21 protein-coding genes are annotated in these 20,186 nt (G+C 65.5%); 12 read left to right on the top strand and 9 right to left on the bottom strand.

Annotated features, from left to right (window positions below; translation table 11 throughout):
- Positions 1 to 7: 7 nt before the first annotated feature.
- On the bottom strand, positions 8 to 1,249 hold the full coding sequence (locus tag M2281_RS09190) for an NAD(P)/FAD-dependent oxidoreductase (RefSeq protein WP_280820752.1): 1,242 nt from the start codon (positions 1,247 to 1,249) through the stop codon (positions 8 to 10).
- Positions 1,250 to 1,773: 524 nt separating this feature from the next.
- Between M2281_RS09190 and M2281_RS09185 the strand changes: the two genes are divergently transcribed.
- A complete protein-coding gene (locus M2281_RS09185; RefSeq protein WP_280820751.1) occupies positions 1,774 to 2,085 on the top strand; it encodes a (2Fe-2S)-binding protein in 312 nt (103 codons plus the stop codon).
- Entirely contained in the window at positions 2,051 to 2,536 is a 486-nt protein-coding gene (bfr, locus tag M2281_RS09180) for a bacterioferritin (RefSeq protein WP_280820750.1), read from the top strand. Before M2281_RS09185 ends, bfr begins: the two co-directional genes overlap by 35 nt.
- A gap of 112 nt (positions 2,537 to 2,648) precedes the next feature.
- On the opposite strand, the gene M2281_RS09175 is transcribed toward bfr, so the two are convergent.
- The gene (locus M2281_RS09175) at positions 2,649 to 3,284 is read right to left on the bottom strand and encodes a LysE family translocator (RefSeq protein WP_280820749.1); all 636 of its coding nucleotides are present in this window, start codon (positions 3,282 to 3,284) and stop codon (positions 2,649 to 2,651) included.
- Between the two features lie 180 nt (positions 3,285 to 3,464).
- Between M2281_RS09175 and M2281_RS09170 the strand changes: the two genes are divergently transcribed.
- The 3 genes from M2281_RS09170 to M2281_RS09160 all read left to right on the top strand — a co-directional run bounded on the left by M2281_RS09170 (position 3,465) and on the right by M2281_RS09160 (position 4,943).
- Positions 3,465 to 3,707 (top strand): hypothetical protein, encoded by a 243-nt coding sequence (locus tag M2281_RS09170; protein WP_280820748.1) that lies wholly within the window; start codon positions 3,465 to 3,467, stop codon positions 3,705 to 3,707.
- Positions 3,708 to 3,803: 96 nt separating this feature from the next.
- Complete coding sequence (locus M2281_RS09165; RefSeq protein WP_280821163.1) at positions 3,804 to 4,454, top strand: class I SAM-dependent methyltransferase; 651 nt, start codon at positions 3,804 to 3,806, stop codon at positions 4,452 to 4,454.
- 72 nt (positions 4,455 to 4,526) lie between these two features.
- Positions 4,527 to 4,943, top strand: a complete 417-nt coding sequence (locus M2281_RS09160; RefSeq protein WP_280820747.1) for a GFA family protein — start codon at positions 4,527 to 4,529, stop codon at positions 4,941 to 4,943.
- Here M2281_RS09160 and phnN read toward each other — a convergent pair.
- Genes phnN through M2281_RS09145 form a run of 3 tightly spaced genes read right to left on the bottom strand, consistent with a single transcriptional unit; the run spans position 4,940 to position 7,411 of the window.
- Positions 4,940 to 5,566: a phosphonate metabolism protein/1,5-bisphosphokinase (PRPP-forming) PhnN gene (gene phnN, locus M2281_RS09155; protein WP_280820746.1), complete on the bottom strand. Its 627-nt coding sequence runs from the start codon at positions 5,564 to 5,566 to the stop codon at positions 4,940 to 4,942. The genes M2281_RS09160 and phnN overlap by 4 nt on opposite strands.
- Positions 5,563 to 6,702 (bottom strand): alpha-D-ribose 1-methylphosphonate 5-triphosphate diphosphatase, encoded by a 1,140-nt coding sequence (locus M2281_RS09150; RefSeq protein ID WP_280820745.1) that lies wholly within the window; start codon positions 6,700 to 6,702, stop codon positions 5,563 to 5,565. Before M2281_RS09150 ends, phnN begins: the two co-directional genes overlap by 4 nt.
- Position 6,703: 1 nt before the next feature.
- On the bottom strand, positions 6,704 to 7,411 hold the full coding sequence (locus M2281_RS09145; protein ID WP_280820744.1) for a DUF1045 domain-containing protein: 708 nt from the start codon (positions 7,409 to 7,411) through the stop codon (positions 6,704 to 6,706).
- Positions 7,412 to 7,669: 258 nt separating this feature from the next.
- Here M2281_RS09145 and M2281_RS09140 point away from each other — a divergent pair, with 258 nt between their 5' ends.
- The 6 genes from M2281_RS09140 (at position 7,670) to M2281_RS09115 (ending at position 16,000) form a co-directional block, all read left to right on the top strand.
- Entirely contained in the window at positions 7,670 to 8,890 is a 1,221-nt protein-coding gene (locus M2281_RS09140) for an ABC transporter substrate-binding protein (RefSeq protein WP_280820743.1), read from the top strand.
- A 247-nt stretch (positions 8,891 to 9,137) separates the two neighbouring features.
- Complete coding sequence (locus M2281_RS09135; RefSeq protein ID WP_280820742.1) at positions 9,138 to 10,817, top strand: ABC transporter permease; 1,680 nt, start codon at positions 9,138 to 9,140, stop codon at positions 10,815 to 10,817.
- A 46-nt stretch (positions 10,818 to 10,863) separates the two neighbouring features.
- Positions 10,864 to 11,508 carry an ATP-binding cassette domain-containing protein gene (locus M2281_RS09130; protein ID WP_280820741.1) on the top strand — a complete coding sequence of 215 codons (645 nt, stop codon included), beginning with the start codon at positions 10,864 to 10,866 and terminating at the stop codon, positions 11,506 to 11,508.
- On the top strand, positions 11,508 to 13,970 hold the full coding sequence (hrpB, locus tag M2281_RS09125) for an ATP-dependent helicase HrpB (RefSeq protein WP_280820740.1): 2,463 nt from the start codon (positions 11,508 to 11,510) through the stop codon (positions 13,968 to 13,970). The genes M2281_RS09130 and hrpB overlap by 1 nt, the downstream gene beginning before the upstream one ends.
- Positions 13,971 to 14,010: 40 nt before the next feature.
- Positions 14,011 to 15,339 carry an ActS/PrrB/RegB family redox-sensitive histidine kinase gene (locus M2281_RS09120; RefSeq protein ID WP_280820739.1) on the top strand — a complete coding sequence of 443 codons (1,329 nt, stop codon included), beginning with the start codon at positions 14,011 to 14,013 and terminating at the stop codon, positions 15,337 to 15,339.
- Positions 15,340 to 15,436: 97 nt separating this feature from the next.
- Positions 15,437 to 16,000: an ActR/PrrA/RegA family redox response regulator transcription factor gene (locus tag M2281_RS09115; protein ID WP_280820738.1), complete on the top strand. Its 564-nt coding sequence runs from the start codon at positions 15,437 to 15,439 to the stop codon at positions 15,998 to 16,000.
- Positions 16,001 to 16,037: 37 nt separating this feature from the next.
- Here M2281_RS09115 and M2281_RS09110 read toward each other — a convergent pair whose 3' ends face one another.
- Positions 16,038 to 16,538 carry an MmcB family DNA repair protein gene (locus M2281_RS09110; protein ID WP_280820737.1) on the bottom strand — a complete coding sequence of 167 codons (501 nt, stop codon included), beginning with the start codon at positions 16,536 to 16,538 and terminating at the stop codon, positions 16,038 to 16,040.
- A gap of 363 nt (positions 16,539 to 16,901) precedes the next feature.
- On the opposite strand from M2281_RS09110, the gene M2281_RS09105 reads away from it, so the two are divergent.
- On the top strand, positions 16,902 to 17,552 hold the full coding sequence (locus M2281_RS09105; protein WP_425537687.1) for a L,D-transpeptidase: 651 nt from the start codon (positions 16,902 to 16,904) through the stop codon (positions 17,550 to 17,552).
- Positions 17,553 to 17,690: 138 nt separating this feature from the next.
- Here the strand turns inward: M2281_RS09105 and M2281_RS09100 are convergent, their stop codons facing one another.
- The 3 genes from M2281_RS09100 to trpS form a co-directional block, all read right to left on the bottom strand.
- Positions 17,691 to 18,263 (bottom strand): NifU family protein, encoded by a 573-nt coding sequence (locus M2281_RS09100; protein ID WP_280820735.1) that lies wholly within the window; start codon positions 18,261 to 18,263, stop codon positions 17,691 to 17,693.
- Between the two features lie 106 nt (positions 18,264 to 18,369).
- Positions 18,370 to 18,861, bottom strand: coding sequence for a universal stress protein (locus tag M2281_RS09095; RefSeq protein WP_280820734.1), 492 nt, complete (start codon positions 18,859 to 18,861; stop codon positions 18,370 to 18,372).
- A gap of 164 nt (positions 18,862 to 19,025) precedes the next feature.
- Complete coding sequence (gene trpS / locus M2281_RS09090) at positions 19,026 to 20,093, bottom strand: tryptophan--tRNA ligase (protein WP_280820733.1); 1,068 nt, start codon at positions 20,091 to 20,093, stop codon at positions 19,026 to 19,028.
- Positions 20,094 to 20,186 lie beyond the last annotated feature (93 nt).

The raw sequence follows: 20,186 nt of genomic DNA, 5'->3' as shown, positions 1-20,186 counted from the left end.
CCGGTTCCTATGCGGCTGCGACCTTCTGTGCGTCGGCAAGGGCGGCCTTCAGCGCATCGGTGCCGGCCTCGACAATTTCTGGCCGCGGCGAGAAGCCGGCGCCCAGCATCTTGCGGCCGAGCATGTGGTCGGCAGGGCGGTTAACGGACTCGATGGCGATCAGACGGCTGCCCGAATAGTGGTAGACGGAGAACTTGTTGTCGGCCACGTCGCCGACCACGACATTGCTGTCGCTGGTGCCGGCCAGGCCCACCATCTGCAGCTTCATGTCGCCGATATCCGACCAGAACCACGGCACGCTGTCATAGTGCCCCTCATGGCCTGTGATGATGCGGGCGGTGAGCTTGGCATGGTCGGTAGCGTTCTGCACCGATTCCAGCCGCACGTCGCTGTTGGAGAACACGTGGCGATAGCTGGCGACGTCGCCTATGGCAAAAATCTCGGGCTGCGAGCTGCGCAGCTGGCCGTCCACCCAGATGCCGTTGGCGAGTTTCAGGCCCGCGGCCTGCGCCAGCTCGACATTGGGCACCACGCCGATGCCGATGATCGCCATCTGTGCCGGCAGCCGCTCGCCGCGCGAGGTGAGGGCGCCGCTGAGACGGCCATTCTCGCCTTCGAGCCGCTCAATCGTGGTCTGGGTCAGGATGCGGATGCCCATGGCCTCGAGCCGCTGGCGCACATGGGCCGAAATGGAAGGCGCCACCGCGCGGCCAAGCAGCCGGTCTTGCGCCTCCACCACCGTCACGCGGCGGCCGCCGAGCGTCAGCGTGGCGGCGATTTCGAGGCCGATGAAGCCACCGCCGAGGATCACGACGTCTTCGACCTTGGCGCTGAGATCGCGGATGACACGCGCATCCGCCACCGAGCGCAGCGACAGCACGCCGGCGAGTTCCGAGCCCGCGAGCTTCAGCTCGCGCGGCCGCGATCCGGTCGCCAGGATGGCGGCGTCGAACGGAATATGGCTGCCGTCGCCGAGGTCCAGCCGCTTGCCGGCCAGGTCGATGCACTCGACCGAGCTGCCGAGCCGCAGGTCGATCTTGTTGTTATTGTAGAAGATTTCGGCGCGCAGCATCTGCGGCTGGGCTGCCGGGTCCTTGATGAAGGTCTTCGACAGCGGCGGCTTGTGATAGGGCAGCTCGGCCTCGTCGCCGACGAGCGTGATCGGCCCGTCAAAACCCTCTTCACGCAGGCTGGCCGCCGCCTGGACGCCGCCGTGACCCGCACCGACAATGACAACGCCGTTCTTCATGGGGACCTGAACTTGCTTCTTTTTAGCCAGAATAGAGACCCGCATTGGCGGCAAGCCGTCTGGTTCCGACAGCGCGGGCAGCAATTGGGTCGCACCTGGGCCATGCCGGTGTCAAGCCAGGGTGTGGCGCACAACACCTTGGACACTTTGCTGCCGGCAAAAAACCATAAGCTTGACATCAATAGTTTAGAACAATTCTAAACTATTGATTTATATAGGCTTTTATCCAGATTCCTGTTGACTCTCGGTTTCCTCATGCCCCTTATGGCAACGCGCCTGAGGGTGCAGCCTTTGATGTCTGGGCCTTGAACCCGTTCGATTGGAGGAATCTGGTGTCCAGTATTCCAAGTCCGCGCCCTGCGGCGCATGCGCGAACATACGCGCTCCTTCTGCGGTCCTCATCCCGCCTGCTCGCGCATGAACAGACGCGATGACGACGGCCGCCAAGTCCCCATCCGCGAAGATTGACCACGTAACCCACGCCGAACGGCACCAGAGAGCGCCGTCAGCCACCAGGGCCAGAAATGCTTGTATGTCACTGTAACCTGATAACCGAGAAGGAGATCGAGGAGGCGATCATCGACCTTCTGGAAGCCGATCCCTGGCACCTCATCGTGCCGGCAAAGGTCTATCATTCCCTTCAGAAGCGCGGTCGCTGTTGCGGCTGCTTCCCAAATGTGGTGGAAACTATCATTCGCGTTACCGAGCATTATCACCGAAGCTCGGCCACAGACGAGGCCGATATTGTTTCACACATGGACCGCGTGAGGGAACTGCGCGTCCAATATGGGAGCAGAAGCTATGAAGGGCGAAAAGCAGGTCATCGAGCGGCTTAACGAGGCGCTGTTTCTGGAGCTAGGCGCGGTCAACCAATATTGGCTCCACTATCGACTGCTGGACGACTGGGGCTACAACAAGCTCGCCAAGAAGGAGCGTGAGGAATCCATCGAGGAGATGCATCACGCCGACAAAATCGTCCAGCGCATCATCTTCCTCGAAGGCCACCCCAACCTGCAGACGGTCGCGCCCCTGCGCATCGGCCAGAACGTCAAGGAAGTGCTCGAGGCCGACCTCGCCGGCGAATATGACGCCCGCACCTCCTACAAGAAATCGCGCGAGATCTGCCAGCAGCTCGGCGACTACGTGACCATGAAATTGTTCGAGGAGCTGTTGAAGGACGAGGAAGGCCATATCGACTTCCTCGAAACCCAGCTCGACCTGCTCGCCCAGATCGGCGAGGGGAAATACGGCCAGCTCAACGCAGCTTCGGCGGACGACGCAGACTGATTTTTTTTCCGGGCGGCGCGTGGATTGTCTGACGCGCCGCTTTTTTTCATTCCGGCATCCCAGTACCTACCGGCCCGGTCTATGTCCGGGACCGCCTCCGTGCGGGCGACCTTCAGCTCCGCTGCAAGGCGAGGTGTACGCCGAGCCCCACCAGCACCGCCCCGCCGGCACGCTGCACCAGGCGCTGCGCGCGGCTCGAGCGCCGCAGCCGGCCGACCACGAAGCCGGCCAGAACCACGCACACGACGTCGGCGAACGAGAACATCAGGTTGACGACGGTGCCGAGCAGCACGAACTGCAGCCACACCGGCAAGGCGGCGGAAGCATCGACGAACTGCGGCAGGAACGCCATGAAGAAGATCGCCGTCTTGGGGTTCAGCACCTCGACGGTGATGCTCTCGAAGAAGGCGCGGCGGGCGGATTTCGGCCCGATCACGGCAGGCGCGGCGTTGTCGCCCTGCGCCTTGGCGCGAAACAGCTGGACGCCTAGCCAGACAAGATAGGCCGCGCCGACGAATTTCACCGCCATGTAGAGCAAGGGCACGGCGTGGAAGAGCATCGACAGGCCGGCCGCCGCTGCGATGACATGCGCATAGCCGCCGATATGAATGCCGAGCGTGGCCATCAGCCCGGGCCACCTGCCACGCGCCATGGTCTGGGCGGCGGCGTAGAGCATGGCTGGACCCGGCATGAAGGCGAAGATGGCCGCCGTGACGACGAAGGCGACGAGCAGTTCGGTGGACGGCATTTTTTTTGACTCCCCTGTCGCGGTTCGATGGTCCGGCCGGAACCCTGTGGGCCGAGGCAGGAGACGCTATCGCGGATCGCGGCGGCCTGTCCAGAGACGCCGACGCTCTGGTTGTACGTTGCCTTTGGTGCAGCCGCGGGGTATGGGCGACGCAGTAAACCGCGGAGCATGAAGAAGACGATGGCGAGGCTGACGATCGAAAAATTCATCGACGGCAAGCGCGAGACGGCTTTCACCGTGCCCGCCTTCGTCCTCGGTCTTGCCAGGACCATCATGCCCAAATCCGCTCTGGCCTCGCTGGAAAGCAAGGGCCTCGACCTGCCCGGTCTGCTCGAGGCAAAGCGCGCCGGAAAACCCTGCACAAAATCCTTTCACGTGTCCGAGAAGGGCGTGAGCAAGAAGATCGTCGTTTCGCTTGCGTAGCCACCCCAAGGCACTGGTCCGCGCATTGCGAACCGTCGGCGGCCTTGATAGCGTTGCCGTGGCTCGGATTCGAGCCTTTGCAACAGGGCCGCTTCACTGAACAGCGTCGATATCCAAAAATTCATACGGGCAAACCTGCCGGTCGTGCCGGTGCCCGCCGTTCCCGAAATCCGCCTGCACAGGGCCGGCCCGTCGAGCGGGCTTTGGCGGCTCGCCGAAGCGGACGAGCAAGGGTTCGGTTCACCCTATTGGGCCTATTGCTGGGCTGGCGGCCTTGCGCTGGCGCGGCACATTCTCGTCCGGCCGCAGGTAGTGGCCGGCCGCCGCGTTCTCGACCTTGGCTCCGGCTCCGGCATCGTCGGCATCACCGCGGCCAAGGCCGGCGCGAGTGCGGTGATTGCGGCGGAGGTCGATCGCTACGCCATCGAGGCGCTGAAGCTGAACGCCGCCGCCAATGACGTGGCGCTGGAGGCGATCCATTCCGACCTGACCGCAGGCCCGCCGCCAGCCGTGGACGTGGTGGCCGTCGGCGACCTGTTCTACGACCAGAGCCTGGCCGCGCGCGTCACTGCGTTTCTCGACCGCTGCCTCGACGCCGGCATCGAGGTGCTGATCGGCGATCCGTGGCGGGCCTGGCTGCCGCGCGACCGGCTTCGCGTCGTCGCCGAATATTCGGTGTCGGACATGGGTGTAGCAAAGCCAGGCGATATCAGGCCGAGCGCCGTATTTGCGTTCGAGCGCGGATAGTGGCTGAAAAATCGCCGCTGTCGTCCGCGCCAGAACTTTTGTAGCCTCCCGGCTTCGAAACAGGGCAAAGCCATGACGTCCGAAGTTTCCACGCCTATGCTGACCGGCGGCTGCCTTTGCGGGGCGGTGAAATATGCGGTGGCGGATGCGTTCCGCTATGCGATGAACTGCCATTGCTCGAATTGCAGGCGCACCACCGGGTCGGCCTTCAAGTCATTTGCCGGCATCGAGCGCGACCGGCTTCGCATCACGGAAGGCGATGAGGCTGCCTTGATCTATGGAGACGAGGCCGCACACGACGTGCATTGCGGCACATGCGGCTCGCTTCTCTATTCGGTCGTCCGCGAGGGGACTTACGTCCATGTCGCCATGGGCACGCTGATGGACGAGCCGACCATCCGGCCGTCCATGCACATCTTCGTCGGCTCGAAGGCCAAATGGCACGAGATCACCGACGACCTGCCCCAGTACGACGAATTCCCGGACTAGAATCTTCCCACATCGGCAAAGGCGATGGCCTTGCGAATGATCGCGACAAACCGCTCGCCGGCGATTTCCTTCCCGCCGCTGTTGTCGATGGTCGAGACGCCCGCGCCCGAAAGCTCCACAGCACTTGCGCGCGCCAGCCGGGCCAGCACTTCCTCACGGGATTCGCGACCGCGTGCGGAAAGCCGCTCGGCCAGGATTTCCGGCCGCGCGGTGATCTCCACCACCGCGACGTTCTCGTAGCGCGCCCGCAGCGCGGGGATCGCGCCGCGCGAGGCGTTGGCGATCGCCACGCGCCCATCGGTTATCGTGGCGTCCACGCTTGCCGGGATGCCGTATCGCAGCCCATGCGCTTCCCAGGAGAGCGCGAAGGCGCCGCGCGCCTCGGCCTCGATGAAGGCCGGCTCAGTCAGCGTGTCATGGTCTTCGGTCGCGCCGTCGGAAGGGCGGGTGATGACGCGGCGGACGAACTCGACGCTGTCCTCGCTCGCAAAGCGATCACGCGCATAGGCCATGATCGTGTCCTTGCCGGCGCCGCTCGGGCCGACGACGGCGATGAACACGCCATTGCGAACGGGAAAGGCGCTGCTTGCCTGCTCGCGTTCGATGAGGGCCGAGACCATCATGCCACGCGGCGCCCTTCGCGCCACACGGTGCGCACCACCGGCACATGCTCGTCCACCCGCACCCGCACCATATCGGCGCGGCGGCCGATCTCGATTGTGCCGCGATCGGTGAGGCCAACAGCTTCGGCCGGGGTCTTCGACACCATGGCCACGGCCTGCGGCAGCGAGATGGCGTCCACCACTTCGCCGAGGAAGAAGGCCGATTGGATCAGGCTGAAGGGGATGTAGTCCGAGGACAAAATGTCGAGCAGGCCGTTTTCGGCCAGTTCGCGCGCCGAGACATTGCCCGAATGCGAGCCGCCGCGCATCACATTGGGCGCGCCCATCAGCACGCCGAGGCCGGCCTGCTTGGAAGCGCGCGCCGCCTCGAGCGTGGTCGGGAATTCGGCAACGCGGATGCCCTGCGCGATCGCCTCGTCGACGTGGGCGGTGGTGGCGTCGTCATGGCTGGCCAGCACGATGCTGCGCTCGTGGCAGGCGGCAGCGATCGCTTCCCGGTTCGGGCCGGAATTAACGGCCGACTGCGCCATGCGCTTTTCGCAATAGGCGCGGAACTGCTCCTCCGTCATCTTCATCTTGCCCATGTAGTAGACGGCATAGGCTTCGAAGCTGGCGAACTGGCGCTGTCCCGGCGCATGGTCCATCAGCGAGGCCAGCCGCACGCGCTCGTCGCCGCGGAACAGCTCGAAGCCGCTCTGGCAGTCGGGCGCCGAAACCTCGCAGCGCAGGTGGATGTAATGGTCGGCGCGCAGGCGGTCGTTGCGCACGCTGTCCTCGATGGCGTCGGCCAGCTTGCGCATGTCGACGGCCGTGATGTCCGAATCGATGTCCAGCCCCACGCGCAGCGCGTCGAGCACCGTGGTGATGCCAGCGGTGGCAACTTGTGCGTCATGCGCCAGCACCGAGGCGATCGGGTTCCAGCGCACTTTCGGGCGCGGCGCATAGTGGCCTTCAAGGTGGTCGGTGTGCAGCTCAACCAGGCCGGGGATGACGTAGTCGCCTTCCATATCGTCGCCCGTCCGGACGTTGCCGGCGGAGACATCGGCGATCTTGCCGTCGCGGATCAGCACCGAGCCGTCGACGATCTCGTCGGCAAGCACGATGCGGGCATTGGTCAATGTCGTTTCGGTCGTCATCTCAGGCGGTCTTTCTTTGGGTCTGGCGGCCGAGCGCATGGTGGGAGTGTACCATGAAGGGGGCACCGGGCTCGCGCTCGACAAATAGGGCTAGCCCGTTCACGGCGAAGGGGCGGTCGAGTTCTTCGGCGAACATCGCGTCGATGCTCGCGCGCAGTTTCGTGCTGTCCTCGCCATTCACGCGGCCGGTCAGCGTCATGTGGAAGCGGAAAGTGTCGAAGACGTAGGGGTAGCCCCACTGGCAGAGATTTTGGAACTCGGCCTGGGTGAGGGAATCGGGGTTGCGGCGCTCGATCTCCCTTTCGGTCAGCGGCGCGCGGAAGCGGTCGAAGGCCGAAACGACGTCGCCGGCGAACAGGTTGAGCGCGGGCGAGAATTCGCCCGGCACCAGCGCGAAGAAGCCGTCGATCTGGCCCACGACGAGGCGCGGCAGCACCACCGGCTCCACGGTTGCGGCATAGTCGGCCAGCGCCTGGTCGAGCGAGGCTTCGGTTTCGCCCTCGGCCAGCCGGAACGGTGCCTTCAGCGTGGCGTGGAAGCCGTAGCGGCGCGGCGCGGCAGTGTGGAAGGCAACTTCGTTTGCCGACAACTGTTCGGTCGCCGGCGCCTCGTGGATCACACCGGTAAAGGGGTCACGGCCAAGCCAGTTCGCTGCGATGCGGGTCAGCGCATCGTCGGGGCCGGGGGTGAAATAAATCGCATAACGCATGGTGTTTTCCTCGCCTGCGCCGATGCCATAGGCGATTTGCATGACGGATTGACGAATGTCTGAATAATTTGTCGGTATTATCAGACAAGTCATGGCAAGTCATCCGCCGCCGAGGGCAGGGCGCAATGCAGAACGTAGCGCCTTTGCCACATTTCTCACGCCGAAGTGAGCACGGGCGGGGACGTCGCGCATTGACCGGATTTCGCGCAAAATGCTCAATCTTGCGGGCAGGGGACGCCATTTCGAAGGGGGAATTCGATGAAACGACTGCTTCTGGCTGCGATATCCGTATGTGCGCTGACGCTTCAGGCGCTGGCCGGCAATCCCGATCCGGCGAAATGGGACGAGGTGTTGGCAGAGGCCAAGGGGGAGACCGTCTATTTCAACGCCTGGGGCGGGTCGGAAAACATCAACGCCTATCTCGAATGGGCGGGCGGCGAGCTGCAGAAACGCTATGGCGTCAAGCTCGTCCATGTGAAGCTCGACGACACCGCCAATGCGGTCGCCAAGGTGGTGGCCGAGAAGGCCGCCGGCCGCAACGAGAACGGCACCGTCGACCTCATCTGGATCAATGGCGAGAACTTTGCCGCCATGAAACAACAGGGCCTGTTGATGTCGCCCGGCTGGGCCGAAAAACTGCCCAACTGGAAATATGTCGACGTCGAGAACAAGCCGACCATTCGCACCGATTTCACCGTCCCGGTCGAGGGGCTGGAGAGCCCCTGGGGCATGGCCAAGCTGGTCTTCTTCTACGACACGGCGCGCACCGATCCCGCCAGTCTGCCGAAATCAGCCAAGGAATTGCTCGCCTGGGCGAAGGCGCATCAGGGGCGCTTCTCCTATCCGCAGCCGCCGGATTTCATGGGCCTGTCCTTCCTAAAGCAGGTGCTGTCCGAGCTGGTGGCCGACCGCTCGGTGCTGCAAAAGCCGGTCGATGAGGCGTCGTTCGATCAGGTCACGGCGCCGCTCTTTGCCTATCTCGACGAGCTGAAGCCTGTGCTCTGGCGCGCGGGCCGCGCCTATCCGCAAAACTACCCGGCGATGAAGCAGCTTCTGGCCGATGGCGAGCTCGACATCATCTTCGCCTTCAATCCGTCGGAGGCTTCGAGCGGTATCGCCAATGGCGAGCTGCCCGGCACTGTGCGCTCCTTCACCTTCCCGGCCGGCACGCTGGCCAACACCCATTTCCTCGCGGTTCCCTACAACGCCTCGGCCAAGGCCGGCGCGCTGGTGGCGGCCGATTTCCTGCTGTCGCCCGAGGCGCAGGCGCGCAAGCAGGACCCGAAAGTGTGGGGCGACCCGACCGTGCTTTCGATGGCCAAGCTCGACGCCGCCGACCGCGCCCGCTTCGACGCGCTCGATCTCGGCATTGCCACGCTGAAGCCGGACGAGCTCGGCCCGGCCATTGACGAGCCGCATCCGAGCTGGATGGTGCGCCTGGAGGCGGAATGGAAACGCCGCTACGGGGTGGGGGATTAGGGGCCGGCGAGGTGGTTGATCGGTTGGCGGGACTGCGATTTCTGTTGGCGGGACGGCGCCCCCCTCTGGCCTGCCGGCCATCTCCCCCACAAGGGGGGAGACTGGCAGCTTTGGCGACACCGCCCGTTCTCCACCACCGGAGATTGGCGAAAGCCGCGATGACAGCTGATCTCCCCCCTTGTGGGGGAGATGGCCGGCAGGCCAGATGGGGGCAACGTAGAGCGCCTCCATCTTCTGGCTCATCGCCATGCTAGCCCGGCTCGGCCCGCCGCTGGCGATCCTGCTCTTGGCCGGTCCGATCCTCGCCGGGCTTGCCGGCACGCTGCTGCCGGCGTTCGGCTACCTGCCGGCGCTGGGCGGCGAGGCTTTTACGCTCGCGCATGTCATGCAACTTCTCTCTCAGCCCGGCCTTACCGCCTCGGTTCTGCTCAGCCTCATCCCCGGTCTGATCACCGCCGCCATCTCGCTCGCCACGGTCGCGCTGTTCATCGCCGCCTTTGCCGGGTCCAAAACCTTCTCGCGCATCCAGCATCTGGTCTCGCCGCTCCTGTCGGTGCCGCATGCCGCGGCCGCATTCGGGCTGGCTTTCCTCATCGCACCGTCGGGGATGCTCGCACGACTGGTCTCGCCCGGCCTCACCGGCTGGCAACAGCCCCCCGACCTGCTGATCGTCAACGACCCGCTTGCGATCTCGATGATGGCGGGGCTGGTGATGAAGGAAATCCCCTTCCTGCTGCTTATCGCGCTCGCCGCGCTGCCGCAGGTCGATCTTTTCCGCACACGCCGCCTCGCTGCCTCGCTCGGCTATGGCCGCATCGCCGGTTTTGCCTACGGCATCTGGCCGCCGCTCTATCGCCAGATCAGGCTGGCGGTCTTTGCCGTCATCGCCTTCTCGAGCTCGGTCGTCGATGTCGCCATCATCCTCGGCCCCACCACGCCCGCGCCGCTCGCCGTGCGGCTGCTGCACTGGATGAACGATCCCGAACTGTCGATGCGCTTCTTCGCTTCCGCCGGCGCGTTGCTGCAGCTTGCCGTGACCGCCGCAGCCATCCTCCTCTGGATCGGGCTCGAGCGGCTTGGTGCATGGCTGCGCGACCACGCCTGCGCGCGTGGCCTGCGCTTTCGCAGCGATGCGTGGGCAGGGCGCGCCGCCTTTGCCGGCATGTTCCTGGCCGCGCTCTTCACCTTCGCGGGCCTGGCCACGCTGGCGCTGTGGTCGGTCGCCGGGCTGTGGCAATTCCCCAATGCGCTGCCCGACAGTTTTGTCCTCAAAAGCTGGATCGCCGCAGCACCCCGCATAGCCGGCCCGCTTGGCGTCACGCTGCTGGTCGCCACGCTCTCGACGCTGATTGCGGTGGCGCTGACCCTGCTTTGCCTCGTCAACGAAAACCGTACCGGCCGCATCGCCGGCCGCCGCGCGATGTGGCTCATATATCTGCCGCTGATCGTGCCGCAGGTCGCCTTCCTGTTCGGGCTACAGCTTCTCTTCGTCGTCACCGGCACGGTCGCCAGCCTGCCCGCGTTGGTGCTGGTGCATCTCGTCTTCGTCATGCCCTATGTGTTCCTGTCGCTCGCCGATCCCTGGCGCGCCTTCGACCCGCGCTTCGAGGCGGTCGCTGCAGGGCTCGGCAAATCGCGCTTGCAAACGCTCGTCTCCGTCCGGCTGCCGATGCTGCTGCGCGCGATACTGGTCGCGGCTGCTGTCGGCTTCGCGGTCTCCATCGGGCTCTATCTGCCCACCGTGCTTATCGGCGCCGGCCGGCTGGAGACGATCACCACTGAGGCGGTGGCGCTGGCCTCGGGCGGCAACCGCCGCATCATCGGTGTCTATGCCTTCGTGCAGATGGTGCTGCCGGCGATAGGCTTTGCGGTTGCAACGATCCTGCCCGCGCTGATATTCCGGCACCGCCGCGCCATGCGGGTGTGACAACCTCCGCCAGCGCGGCAGGCAGCAAAAAAAACCGGTTGGGGTGATGGCCGAAAACGGGCTCTTTCTGGACGATGTGACGATCGCGCTGAACGGGCACAGGCTCGTTTCGGTCACGCATAGCGTCGCGCCCGGCAAAGTGCTTACCGTCATGGGGCCGTCCGGCTCGGGAAAGTCCTCGCTGCTCGCCTATATCGGCGGGTTTTTGCCCCCGGCCTTCCAGGCGTCCGGCCGCGTCTTCTCCGGCGACATTGAGCTCACCGCCCTGCCGGCCGAGGATCGCCACGCCGGCATCCTGTTCCAGGATCCGCTGCTGTTTCCGCACATGTCGGTCGGCGGCAATCTCGTCTTCGCCATTCCTGAAACCGTGAAGGGCAAGGCCGCGCGCACAGCGCTCGCCGAGGCGGCGCTCGAAGGCGTCGGCCTCGGCGGCATGGCCGCGCGCGATCCCGACACGCTGTCGGGCGGGCAGAAGGCGCGCGTGGCGCTGGCGCGGGCGCTGCTGTCCTCGCCGCGCATGCTGCTGCTGGACGAACCCTTTTCCAAGCTGGACGCCAACCTGCGCGGCCAGATCCGCGAGCTGGTGTTTTCGAAGGCGCGGGCCGGTGGCCTGCCGGTTTTGCTGGTGACGCATGACGAGGCCGACGCCGAAGCTGCCGGCGGCGCCGTCATCCGGATCGGGACCGAGTAATGCCGAAAAACCTGCCCGAGCTTCCCGTCACCGTCGTCCTGCCGGCGCTTGCCGATGCGCTCGCCACCAAATCGAGCGCGGTGCTGGTAGCGCCGCCAGGTGCTGGCAAGACCACGCTGGTGCCACTGGCGCTGCTCGAAGCGCCCTGGCTGGGCGGTGGCAAGATCCTGCTCTTGGAGCCGCGCCGCCTGGCCGCCCGGGCCGCCGCGCGCCGCATGGCGCAGCTTTTGGGCGAGGAGCCCGGCGGCACGGTCGGCTATGCCATGCGCATGGAGAGCAAGCAGTCGGCGCGGACAAAAATCCTTGTCGTCACCGAAGGCATTTTGGCGCGCATGATCCTCGACGATCCCGAGCTCAAGGGCATCTCGGCGGTCATCTTCGACGAGTTCCACGAGCGCTCGCTGGACGGCGATTTCGGCCTTGCGCTGGCGCTCGATGTGCAGGGCGCATTGCGCCCCGAGCTGCGGCTGCTGGTCATGTCGGCGACGCTCGACGGCGCGCGCGTGGCGAGCCTGCTCGGCGAGGTGCCGGTCATCGAAAGCGAAGGCCGCAGTTTTCCCATTGATGTCCGTTATCAGGAGCGGCCGGCCGGCACGCCCGTCGAGGATGCCATGGCCAAGGCCGTGCGCGAGGCGCTGGCCGACGAACCCGGGAGCGTGCTTGCCTTCCTGCCCGGCCAGCGCGAGATCGAGCGCACGCGCGAGCGCCTGGAGGGCCGCATCGGTGCCGATACAGACATCGTGCCGCTCTACGGCATGCTGGATGCCAAGACGCAGGATGCCGCGATCAAGCCCGCACCGGCGGGCCGCCGCAAGGTGGTGCTGGCGACCGCGATCGCCGAAACCTCCATCACCATCGATGGCGTGCGGGTGGTCATCGATTCCGGCCTGTCGCGCCTGCCGCGCTACGAGCCGGCCAGCGGTCTCACCCGGCTGGAAACCGTGCGCGTCTCCCGCGCCTCGGCCGACCAGCGCGCCGGCCGCGCCGGCCGCACCGAGCCGGGCGTTGCCGTCCGCCTCTGGCGCGCCGAGCAGACCGCAGCGCTTCCCGCCTTCACGCCGCCGGAAATTCTGGAAGCCGACCTCTCGGGCCTGATGCTCGATTGCGCTGCCTTCGGCGTCGCCGATCCGGCAACTCTTTCCTTCCTCGACCCGCCGCCCGGGCCCGCGCTTTCAGAGGCGCGGACGCTGCTCACCGAGCTCGACGCCATCGATGCGAATGGGCGGCTGACGGACGCCGGCGCCGCGATGCGCAAGCTCGCTTTGCCGGTGCGGCTCGCGCACATGGTGGCCGAGGCGGCGCGGGAAGGGCAGGGGCTCCCAGCCGCGCGGCTCGCCGTGCTGCTCACCGAGCGCGGCCTTGGCGGCGACAGCGTCGATCTGGAGCGCCGCCTGTCGCGCTTCATGGGCGAGAAATCACCGCGCGCGGTGGCGGCGAAACAATTGGCGGAAAGGCTGGCGCGGGCAGCAAATGGCGGCGGCCAAGCCGCCGCACCAGAAACGGCCGGCGCGCTCCTTCTGCGCGCGTGGCCCGACCGCGTTGCCAAGGCGCGCGGCGAACGCGGCCGTTTTGTGCTCGCCAATGGCAGCGGCGCGATGCTGGAGGCCGCCGATCCGCTTGCCGGCGAGGCATATCTCGTCGTGGCCGACATGCAGGGCAAGGCGCAGAATGCGCGCATTGCCGCCGCAGCCGCCGTCTCCGAGGTCGAGATCCGCGCGGTGCTCGGCCACCACATCGAAAAGAAGCTGGAAAGCGCCTTCGATCCCGACAAGCGCGCCGTGCGCGTGCGCGAGACGGTGCGGCTCGGCGCAATCACCCTGTCCGAGCGCATGCTGCCGGCACCTTCCGGTCCGGACGCCGACCGCGCCATCATCGAGGCGCTGAAGACCCACGGCTTGTCGCTACTCAACTGGGGCAAGGAAGCCGAGATCCTGCGCCATCGCCTGCAATGGCTGCACACCGGCCTAGGCGCGCCCTGGCCCGACATGTCGGACGAGGCGCTCATCGCCACGCTCGACGACTGGCTGCTGCCCTTCCTCAACGGCGAGGCCAGCTTTGCCCGCATCGGCGCGGGCGTTCTGCACGATGCGCTCTCGTCGCTGGTGCCGCACGACCTGCAGCGGAAGCTGGGTGCGCTGGCGCCGACTCATTTCGACGCACCCTCGGGCAGCCGCGTGCCGATCGACTATGAGGGCGAATGGCCGGTGCTGGCCATCCGCGTGCAGGAACTCTTTGGCCTCGACAAGCATCCCTCGATCGCCGGCGGCACGGTGCCGCTGACGCTGGAGCTGCTGTCGCCCGCGCATCGGCCGATCCAGACCACGCGCGACCTGCCGGGTTTCTGGCGTGGCTCCTGGGCCGATGTGCGCTCCGACATGCGCGGCCGTTATCCGAAGCATGTCTGGCCCGACGATCCCTTGTCGGCGCAGGCGACGGCGCGCGCAAAACCCCGCGTCAAATAGCGCTTGGCGCGCGGCACCTGTCCGGCGCATAAACCCTTCCATGGTCAAGACACCGAAGATGCCCGACTTCCAGCAGAGCGCCCGCCTGCGTCTCAACACGCTGATCCGGTTGCGCTGGCTCGCCATCATCGGCCAGAGCATCGCCGTCATCGTCATCGCCTACTGGTTCCAGTTCCCGATGCCGGTCAGCCTGTGCTTTGCGCTGATCGCCAGCTCGGCCTGGCTCAACCTTCTCTTGACCTTCCGCTTTCCGGCCGCGCACCGGCTGCAGCCGCTGCCGGCCCTGGGCATCCTCACCTTCGATGCGCTGCAGCTTGCCGGCCTGCTCTACATGACGGGCGGGCTGACCAATCCCTTCTCGCTGCTGATGACGGTGCCGGTGGTGATTTCCGCCACCTCGCTGCCGCTCAGCCTGACCGCGATCCTTGGTGTGTTCGTCATGGCGCTCACCACGCTGCTCGCCTTCTTCCACCTGCCGCTGCCTTGGGTCGCCGGCAACGAGCTGGCCATGCCCTTCCTCTATGTCGCCGGCATGTGGATGGCGGTCCTGTCTAGCATCGCCTTTACGGCCATCTACGCCTGGCGCGTGGCCGAGGAAGCGCGGCTGCTCGCCAACGCGCTTTCAGCCACCGAACTGGTGCTGCAGCGCGAGCAGCATCTGTCGGCACTCGACGGGCTGGCGGCGGCTGCCGCGCATGAACTCGGCACGCCGCTCGCGACAATCGCGCTGGTGGCCAAGGAAATGGAGCGGGCGCTCGGCAACGACCCGAAATACCATGAGGACGTGACGCTGCTGCGCTCGCAGAGCGAACGCTGCCGCCAGATCCTGAAGCGGCTGACCAGCCTGTCCTCGGAAAGCGAGGTGCATCTGGCGCGCCTGCCGCTCACCTCGCTGGTGGAGGAGGTGATCGCCCCGCACCGCGATTTCGGGATTTCCATCAAGCTGGAGCCGGGCGAGCAGGTCGGCCCCGAGCCGGTCGGCCACCGCAATGCGGGCGTCATCTACGGCCTCGGCAATCTGGTCGAGAACGCGGTCGATTTCTCCGTCAGCACGGTCGTCATCCGCTGGAAGTGGAACGAGCGCACCGTGACGTTCGACATCGTCGACGACGGTCCCGGTTTCCCGCCGGAGATCATCGATCGCATCGGCGAACCTTACATGACGACGCGGCAGGGCGGCGGCGAGCAGGGCGGCGGGCTGGGGCTCGGCCTGTTCATCGCCAAGACGCTGCTCGAGCGCTCCGGCGCGACGCTCACTTTCTCCAATGCCAATGAGCGCGGCAAGGGCGCGGTGGTGCAGATCGAGTGGCCGCGCGAGGTGTTCCTGAACCCCAGGTCGGCCGCATCGTCCATGTTCGACACGGCCTGATTCCTTCGTGCCGGGGGCATGGGTAGAAAATTGCGCCTCCGGTACTTATATTGCTGAAAAACAATCAAGAAAAACAGATAGAACGGACCATACGATTATGAACGGCGAAGAAACAGTTGATGCCAACCTCACCGGTGGCGACACCTCGCTGCTGATAGTGGATGACGACAAGCCGTTTCTGACCCGCCTGGCACGCGCGATGGAGCAGCGTGGCTTCCTGGTTGAGACCGCCGAAAGCGTCGAGGAAGCGGTCGCCAAGGCGCGCGCCAATCCGCCGGCTTACGCGGTGGTCGACATGCGGCTCGGCGACGGCAACGGCCTCGACGTGGTCGCCGCGATCCGCGAAAAGCGCGCGGACGCGCGCACTATCATTCTCACCGGCTACGGCAACATCGCCACCGCCGTCACGGCGGTGAAGCTCGGCGCCGTCGACTACCTGTCCAAGCCTGCCGACGCCGACGACGTGTTCGCGGCGCTGACCCGCACCACCGGCGAGCGCGCCGCGCCGCCGGAAAACCCGATGTCGGCCGACCGCGTGCGCTGGGAGCACATCCAGCGCGTCTACGAGATGTGCGAGCGCAATGTTTCCGAAACCGCACGCCGGCTCAACATGCATCGCCGCACGCTGCAGCGCATCCTGGCCAAGCGCGCCCCGCGCTGAGCTTTTTACCCTCCTCGCAAGGGGAGGGTAAAAGTCACTACTCGCTTTCGCCATCCAGCGCCGGCACCGAAACGCCGGCCAGCTCAGCCGCCAGCAGGCGGGCGGCACCCGCACGCGCGATGCGCAGCATCAGCGCCTTGCGCGTTGCGGCGGCCATGCGGTGCTCCGGCGCCTCGCGTAGGATTTCCGCGCCGTAGCCATCGGAGAGGATAAAGCCGCACTCCTCCGGAAAGATTTCCGCAGGCACCTCGGGATGGGTGGCGAAGAAGAAGCGGTCCGAATGCAGCCGGTAGTCGGGCCATTTGCGGTCGACGCGAAAATCCTCGATCGACGATTTGATCTCGATGATCCAGATGTCGCCCTGGCGGGTGAGCGCAACGAGATCGGCGCGCCGGCCGGTCGCCAGCGAAAGTTCGGGCAGAACATGCGCCCCCATCTGCATGAGCAGGCGCTGCACGCCGCGCCGCACGACCATGGCGCGCTCGGACTGGCGCCCGTCGACAAGCGGATTGGCGGAGAGGGGGGATATGATCGGCATGGCCGCACCATGCCACGTTATGTTCTCGTTTTGAACCCGTCTCGACTCGGTAGCAATCATTTGCCGCGTCATGGAATGAGCGCGCCATGTGCGGCGTCCGCCGCCACGTCGATCATGCCCGCGCGGCGTTCCCGACTGCGGTTGCCGACCATCAGCGGACCCGAGCCCACGGGTCAGTTTCGCTCGTCCTTCGGTCAGTTTCGGCGATTTTCGCTTCAGCAACGCCTAAAATCTGTTGCCAAAATACCATAGCAAGCGATCTACCCTTACATTTGGCTCTGCTTGATCCGCCCAAGCACTTGGCAAGCAACAAAACGCTCTCATAGAAATAACGGCGAAAATACGGCCCGAATCGGGCTGTACATGGTCGGGATCGGAGCTGCGGATCTTCCAATGCACATCAAGCCAATTTTCGTCGCCGCCAGCCTGACGCTTGCGACGGCTCTTGCCGGCTGCACCAGCGACGGCTCTTTCCAGATGTTCACGTCGGACTATGGCTCGGTTTCGGACGCCGGCTACCAGCTGCCGGCCGTGCCGATCTACAAGGTGGAGAGCAAATACCGCCGCCAGATCGTGAGCTACGACACAGGAGAGAAGCCCGGCACCATCGTCGTCGATACGGCCAACAAGTTCCTCTATTTCGTCACGCCCGGGGGCAAGGCGGTGCGCTACGGCATCGGCGTCGGCCGCGAGGGCTTCGAATGGCACGGCACGGCGCGCATTGCAGCCAAGCGCGAATGGCCGACCTGGACACCGCCTTCGGCGATGATCGGCCGCCAGCCGCAACTGGCCAAGTGGCGCGGCGGTATGCCGCCCGGCCTGATGAACCCGCTGGGCGCCCGCGCCATGTACCTGTACAACGGCAGCGGCGATTCCGGCTATCGCCTGCACGGCACGCCCGAATGGTTTTCTATCGGCAAGGCCATGTCGTCGGGCTGCATCCGCCTGATGAACCAGGACATCATCGATCTCTACAACCGCGCCGATGTGGGCGCCAAGGTGGTCGTGCTCTAGCCGCCCCAGGCCTCCCCCATGGGGGAGGCTGGACAAAAAAAGTTTATGCGAGCCGTCTCGGCAACAAGGACGTCGCAAATGAAAAACCGGGCTTCAAGGCCCGGTTTTTTGTTGTCTTCAAATTGTCGAAAAGGCCGCTCAGGAGATCTGTTCGACGTGCTCGACCTCGGGCAGGAAATGGCGCAGCAGGTTCTGGATGCCGTGCTTCAGCGTGGCGGTCGAGGACGGGCAGCCGGAGCAGGCGCCCTTCATGTGCAGGAACACGGTACCGTTCTCATAGCCGCGGAAGGTGATGTCGCCGCCGTCCTGTGCCACGGCCGGGCGCACGCGGGTGTCGAGCAGCTCCTTGATGGTGGCGACGATCTCGGTGTCTTCCTCGTTGTAGAATTCGCCGCTCTCATCGTGATGGGTGGCCGCATGGTCGCCTGCCGCCATCACCGGCGCGCCCGACATGAAGTGCTCCATGATGGCGCCGAGGATCGCCGGCTTCAGGTGCTGCCAGTCGGGGCCGTCCTTGCTGACGGTAATGAAATCGTAGCCGAAGAACACGCCGGTCACGCCGGGAATGTCGAACAGCCGGCCGGCCAGCGGCGAGGCCTGGGCTGCTGCTTCGGCGTCGCGGAAATCGGCCGTGCCCTGCGTCAGCACTTCCTTGCCGGGCAGGAATTTCAGCGTGGCGGGGTTCGGGGTCGCCTCGGTCTGGATGAACATGGCCGCATCTCCGTGCGTGTCTGGGCAGTTTGGAACGGTCTAGATAGGACCTGCGCCAGGAGCATTCAAGCAAAACCGACGGGGCCCTGCCGGACAGATGATTTGTTCAGGCCAGACTTTCAAGGTCTTCGTCGGAGAGATTCTGCGGCACCACCGTCACGGGGATGGGGAAGGCCGCGCCCTTGCCGGCGATGGAGGCCACGAGCGGGCCCGGGCCTTCCTTGGCGGCGCCGGCAGCCAGCACCAGGATCGCGATGTCCTGGTCTTCCTCGATCAACTGGTGGATCTGGTCGGAAGGCTTGCCTTCGCGCACCACGAGTTCGGGCTCGATGCCGATGGTCTCGCGCACCTTCTGCGCGCTGGCGTCCAGCGCGGCATTGGCCGTGGCAGTCGCCTCCTCGCGTATGATCTTCTCGACGCCCAGCCAGTGCTGGAAGTCGCCCGGCTCGATGACATAGAGCAGCACCACCCCGCCGCCCGTATTCTTGGCGCGGTGAGAGGCATAGGCCACCGCGCGCTCGCATTCGGGCGTGTCGTCGATGATCGCCAGAAACTTTCGCCGGTGCCCGGCTTCGCGACTGAGACGCTTGGAGACCATTTGTTAACCCTGCTGGCTTTTCCGGCGCAATCTGCCACCGACGCCGGCCGTTCGCAAGCTGGCCGAACCACCAGCGCCCGTCGCCTCGCGATGGAAGCCGGCACGCGGCCATCCATAGGGACAAAAGCCTCGATGAGTTTCCCCATCGAGGCTTTGGCTGGATCTTAGTTGTCGAGCAGGCCGATGATGTTGCGCACCTTCTTCATCGTGCCCTCGGCGATCACGCGCGCACGGTCGCCGCCGTCGCGCAGCACGCTGTCGATATAGGCAGGATCGGCGATCAGGCGGCGCATCTCGTCGGCGATCGGCGCGAGCTTTTCGACCGCAAGATCGGCCAGGGCCGGCTTGAACACCGAGAACTGCTGGCCGCCGAACTCCTTCAGCACGTCCTGCTTGGACATGTCCGCGAGGCCGGCATAGATACCTACGAGGTTTTCGGCCTCGGGGCGGGCGGCAAGTCCGTTGAGCTCGCTCGGCAGCGCTTCCGGATCGGTCTTGGCCTTCTTGATCTTCTTCGAGATCGTGTCGGCGTCGTCGGTCAGGTTGATGCGCGAGAGGTCCGACGGATCCGACTTCGACATCTTCTTGGAGCCATCGCGCAGCGACATGATGCGCGCCGCCGGTCCGCCGATGATCGGCTCGGTGATCGGGAAGAAGCCGTTCACCTTCTCCTCGCCCATCATCATCTCGACGCCGAGGCCGAGTTCGGCGATGCGGGCGGAGAAGTCGTTGTTGAATTTTTGGGCGATGTCGCGGGTCAGCTCCAGGTGCTGCTTCTGGTCGTCGCCGACTGGCACGTGGGTGGCGCGATAGACCAGGATGTCGGCCGCCATCAGGCTCGGATAGGCGAGCAGGCCCAGCGAGGCGTTCTCGCGGTCCTTGCCGGCCTTGTCCTTGAACTGCGTCATGCGGTTCATCCAGCCGATGCGCGCCACGCAGTTGAAGATCCAGGCAAGCTCGGCATGCTGCAGGACGCGGGCCTGGTTGAAGACGATGTGCTTCTTCGGGTCGATGCCCGACGCCAGGAACGCCGCGGTGATCGAGCGCGTCTGGCCCTCGAGGTCGTCATGGACGAGCTGGGCGGTCAGCGAGTGCAGGTCGACGACGCAATAGATGCAGTCGTTGGTTTCCTGCAAGGCGACGAACTTGCGGATAGCGCCGAGATAGTTGCCGAGATGGAGATTGCCCGTGGGCTGGACGCCGGAAAAGACGAGCGGCTTGAAATCGTTCATTTTGTCCTCGTGGCTTGTGGAGGGCCGTTTCGCGCGCGGCGAAAATCGATACGCGCTTATGGCCGATGGCGCGGGCGAGAGCAAGATGCCAGC

This window comes from Pseudaminobacter soli (ex Li et al. 2025) (assembly GCF_029892515.1).
GTDB lineage: Bacteria > Pseudomonadota > Alphaproteobacteria > Rhizobiales > Rhizobiaceae > Pseudaminobacter > Pseudaminobacter soli_A.
Note: the sequence above shows the minus strand (reverse complement) of the source record. Positions and strands in the feature narration are given on the sequence as shown.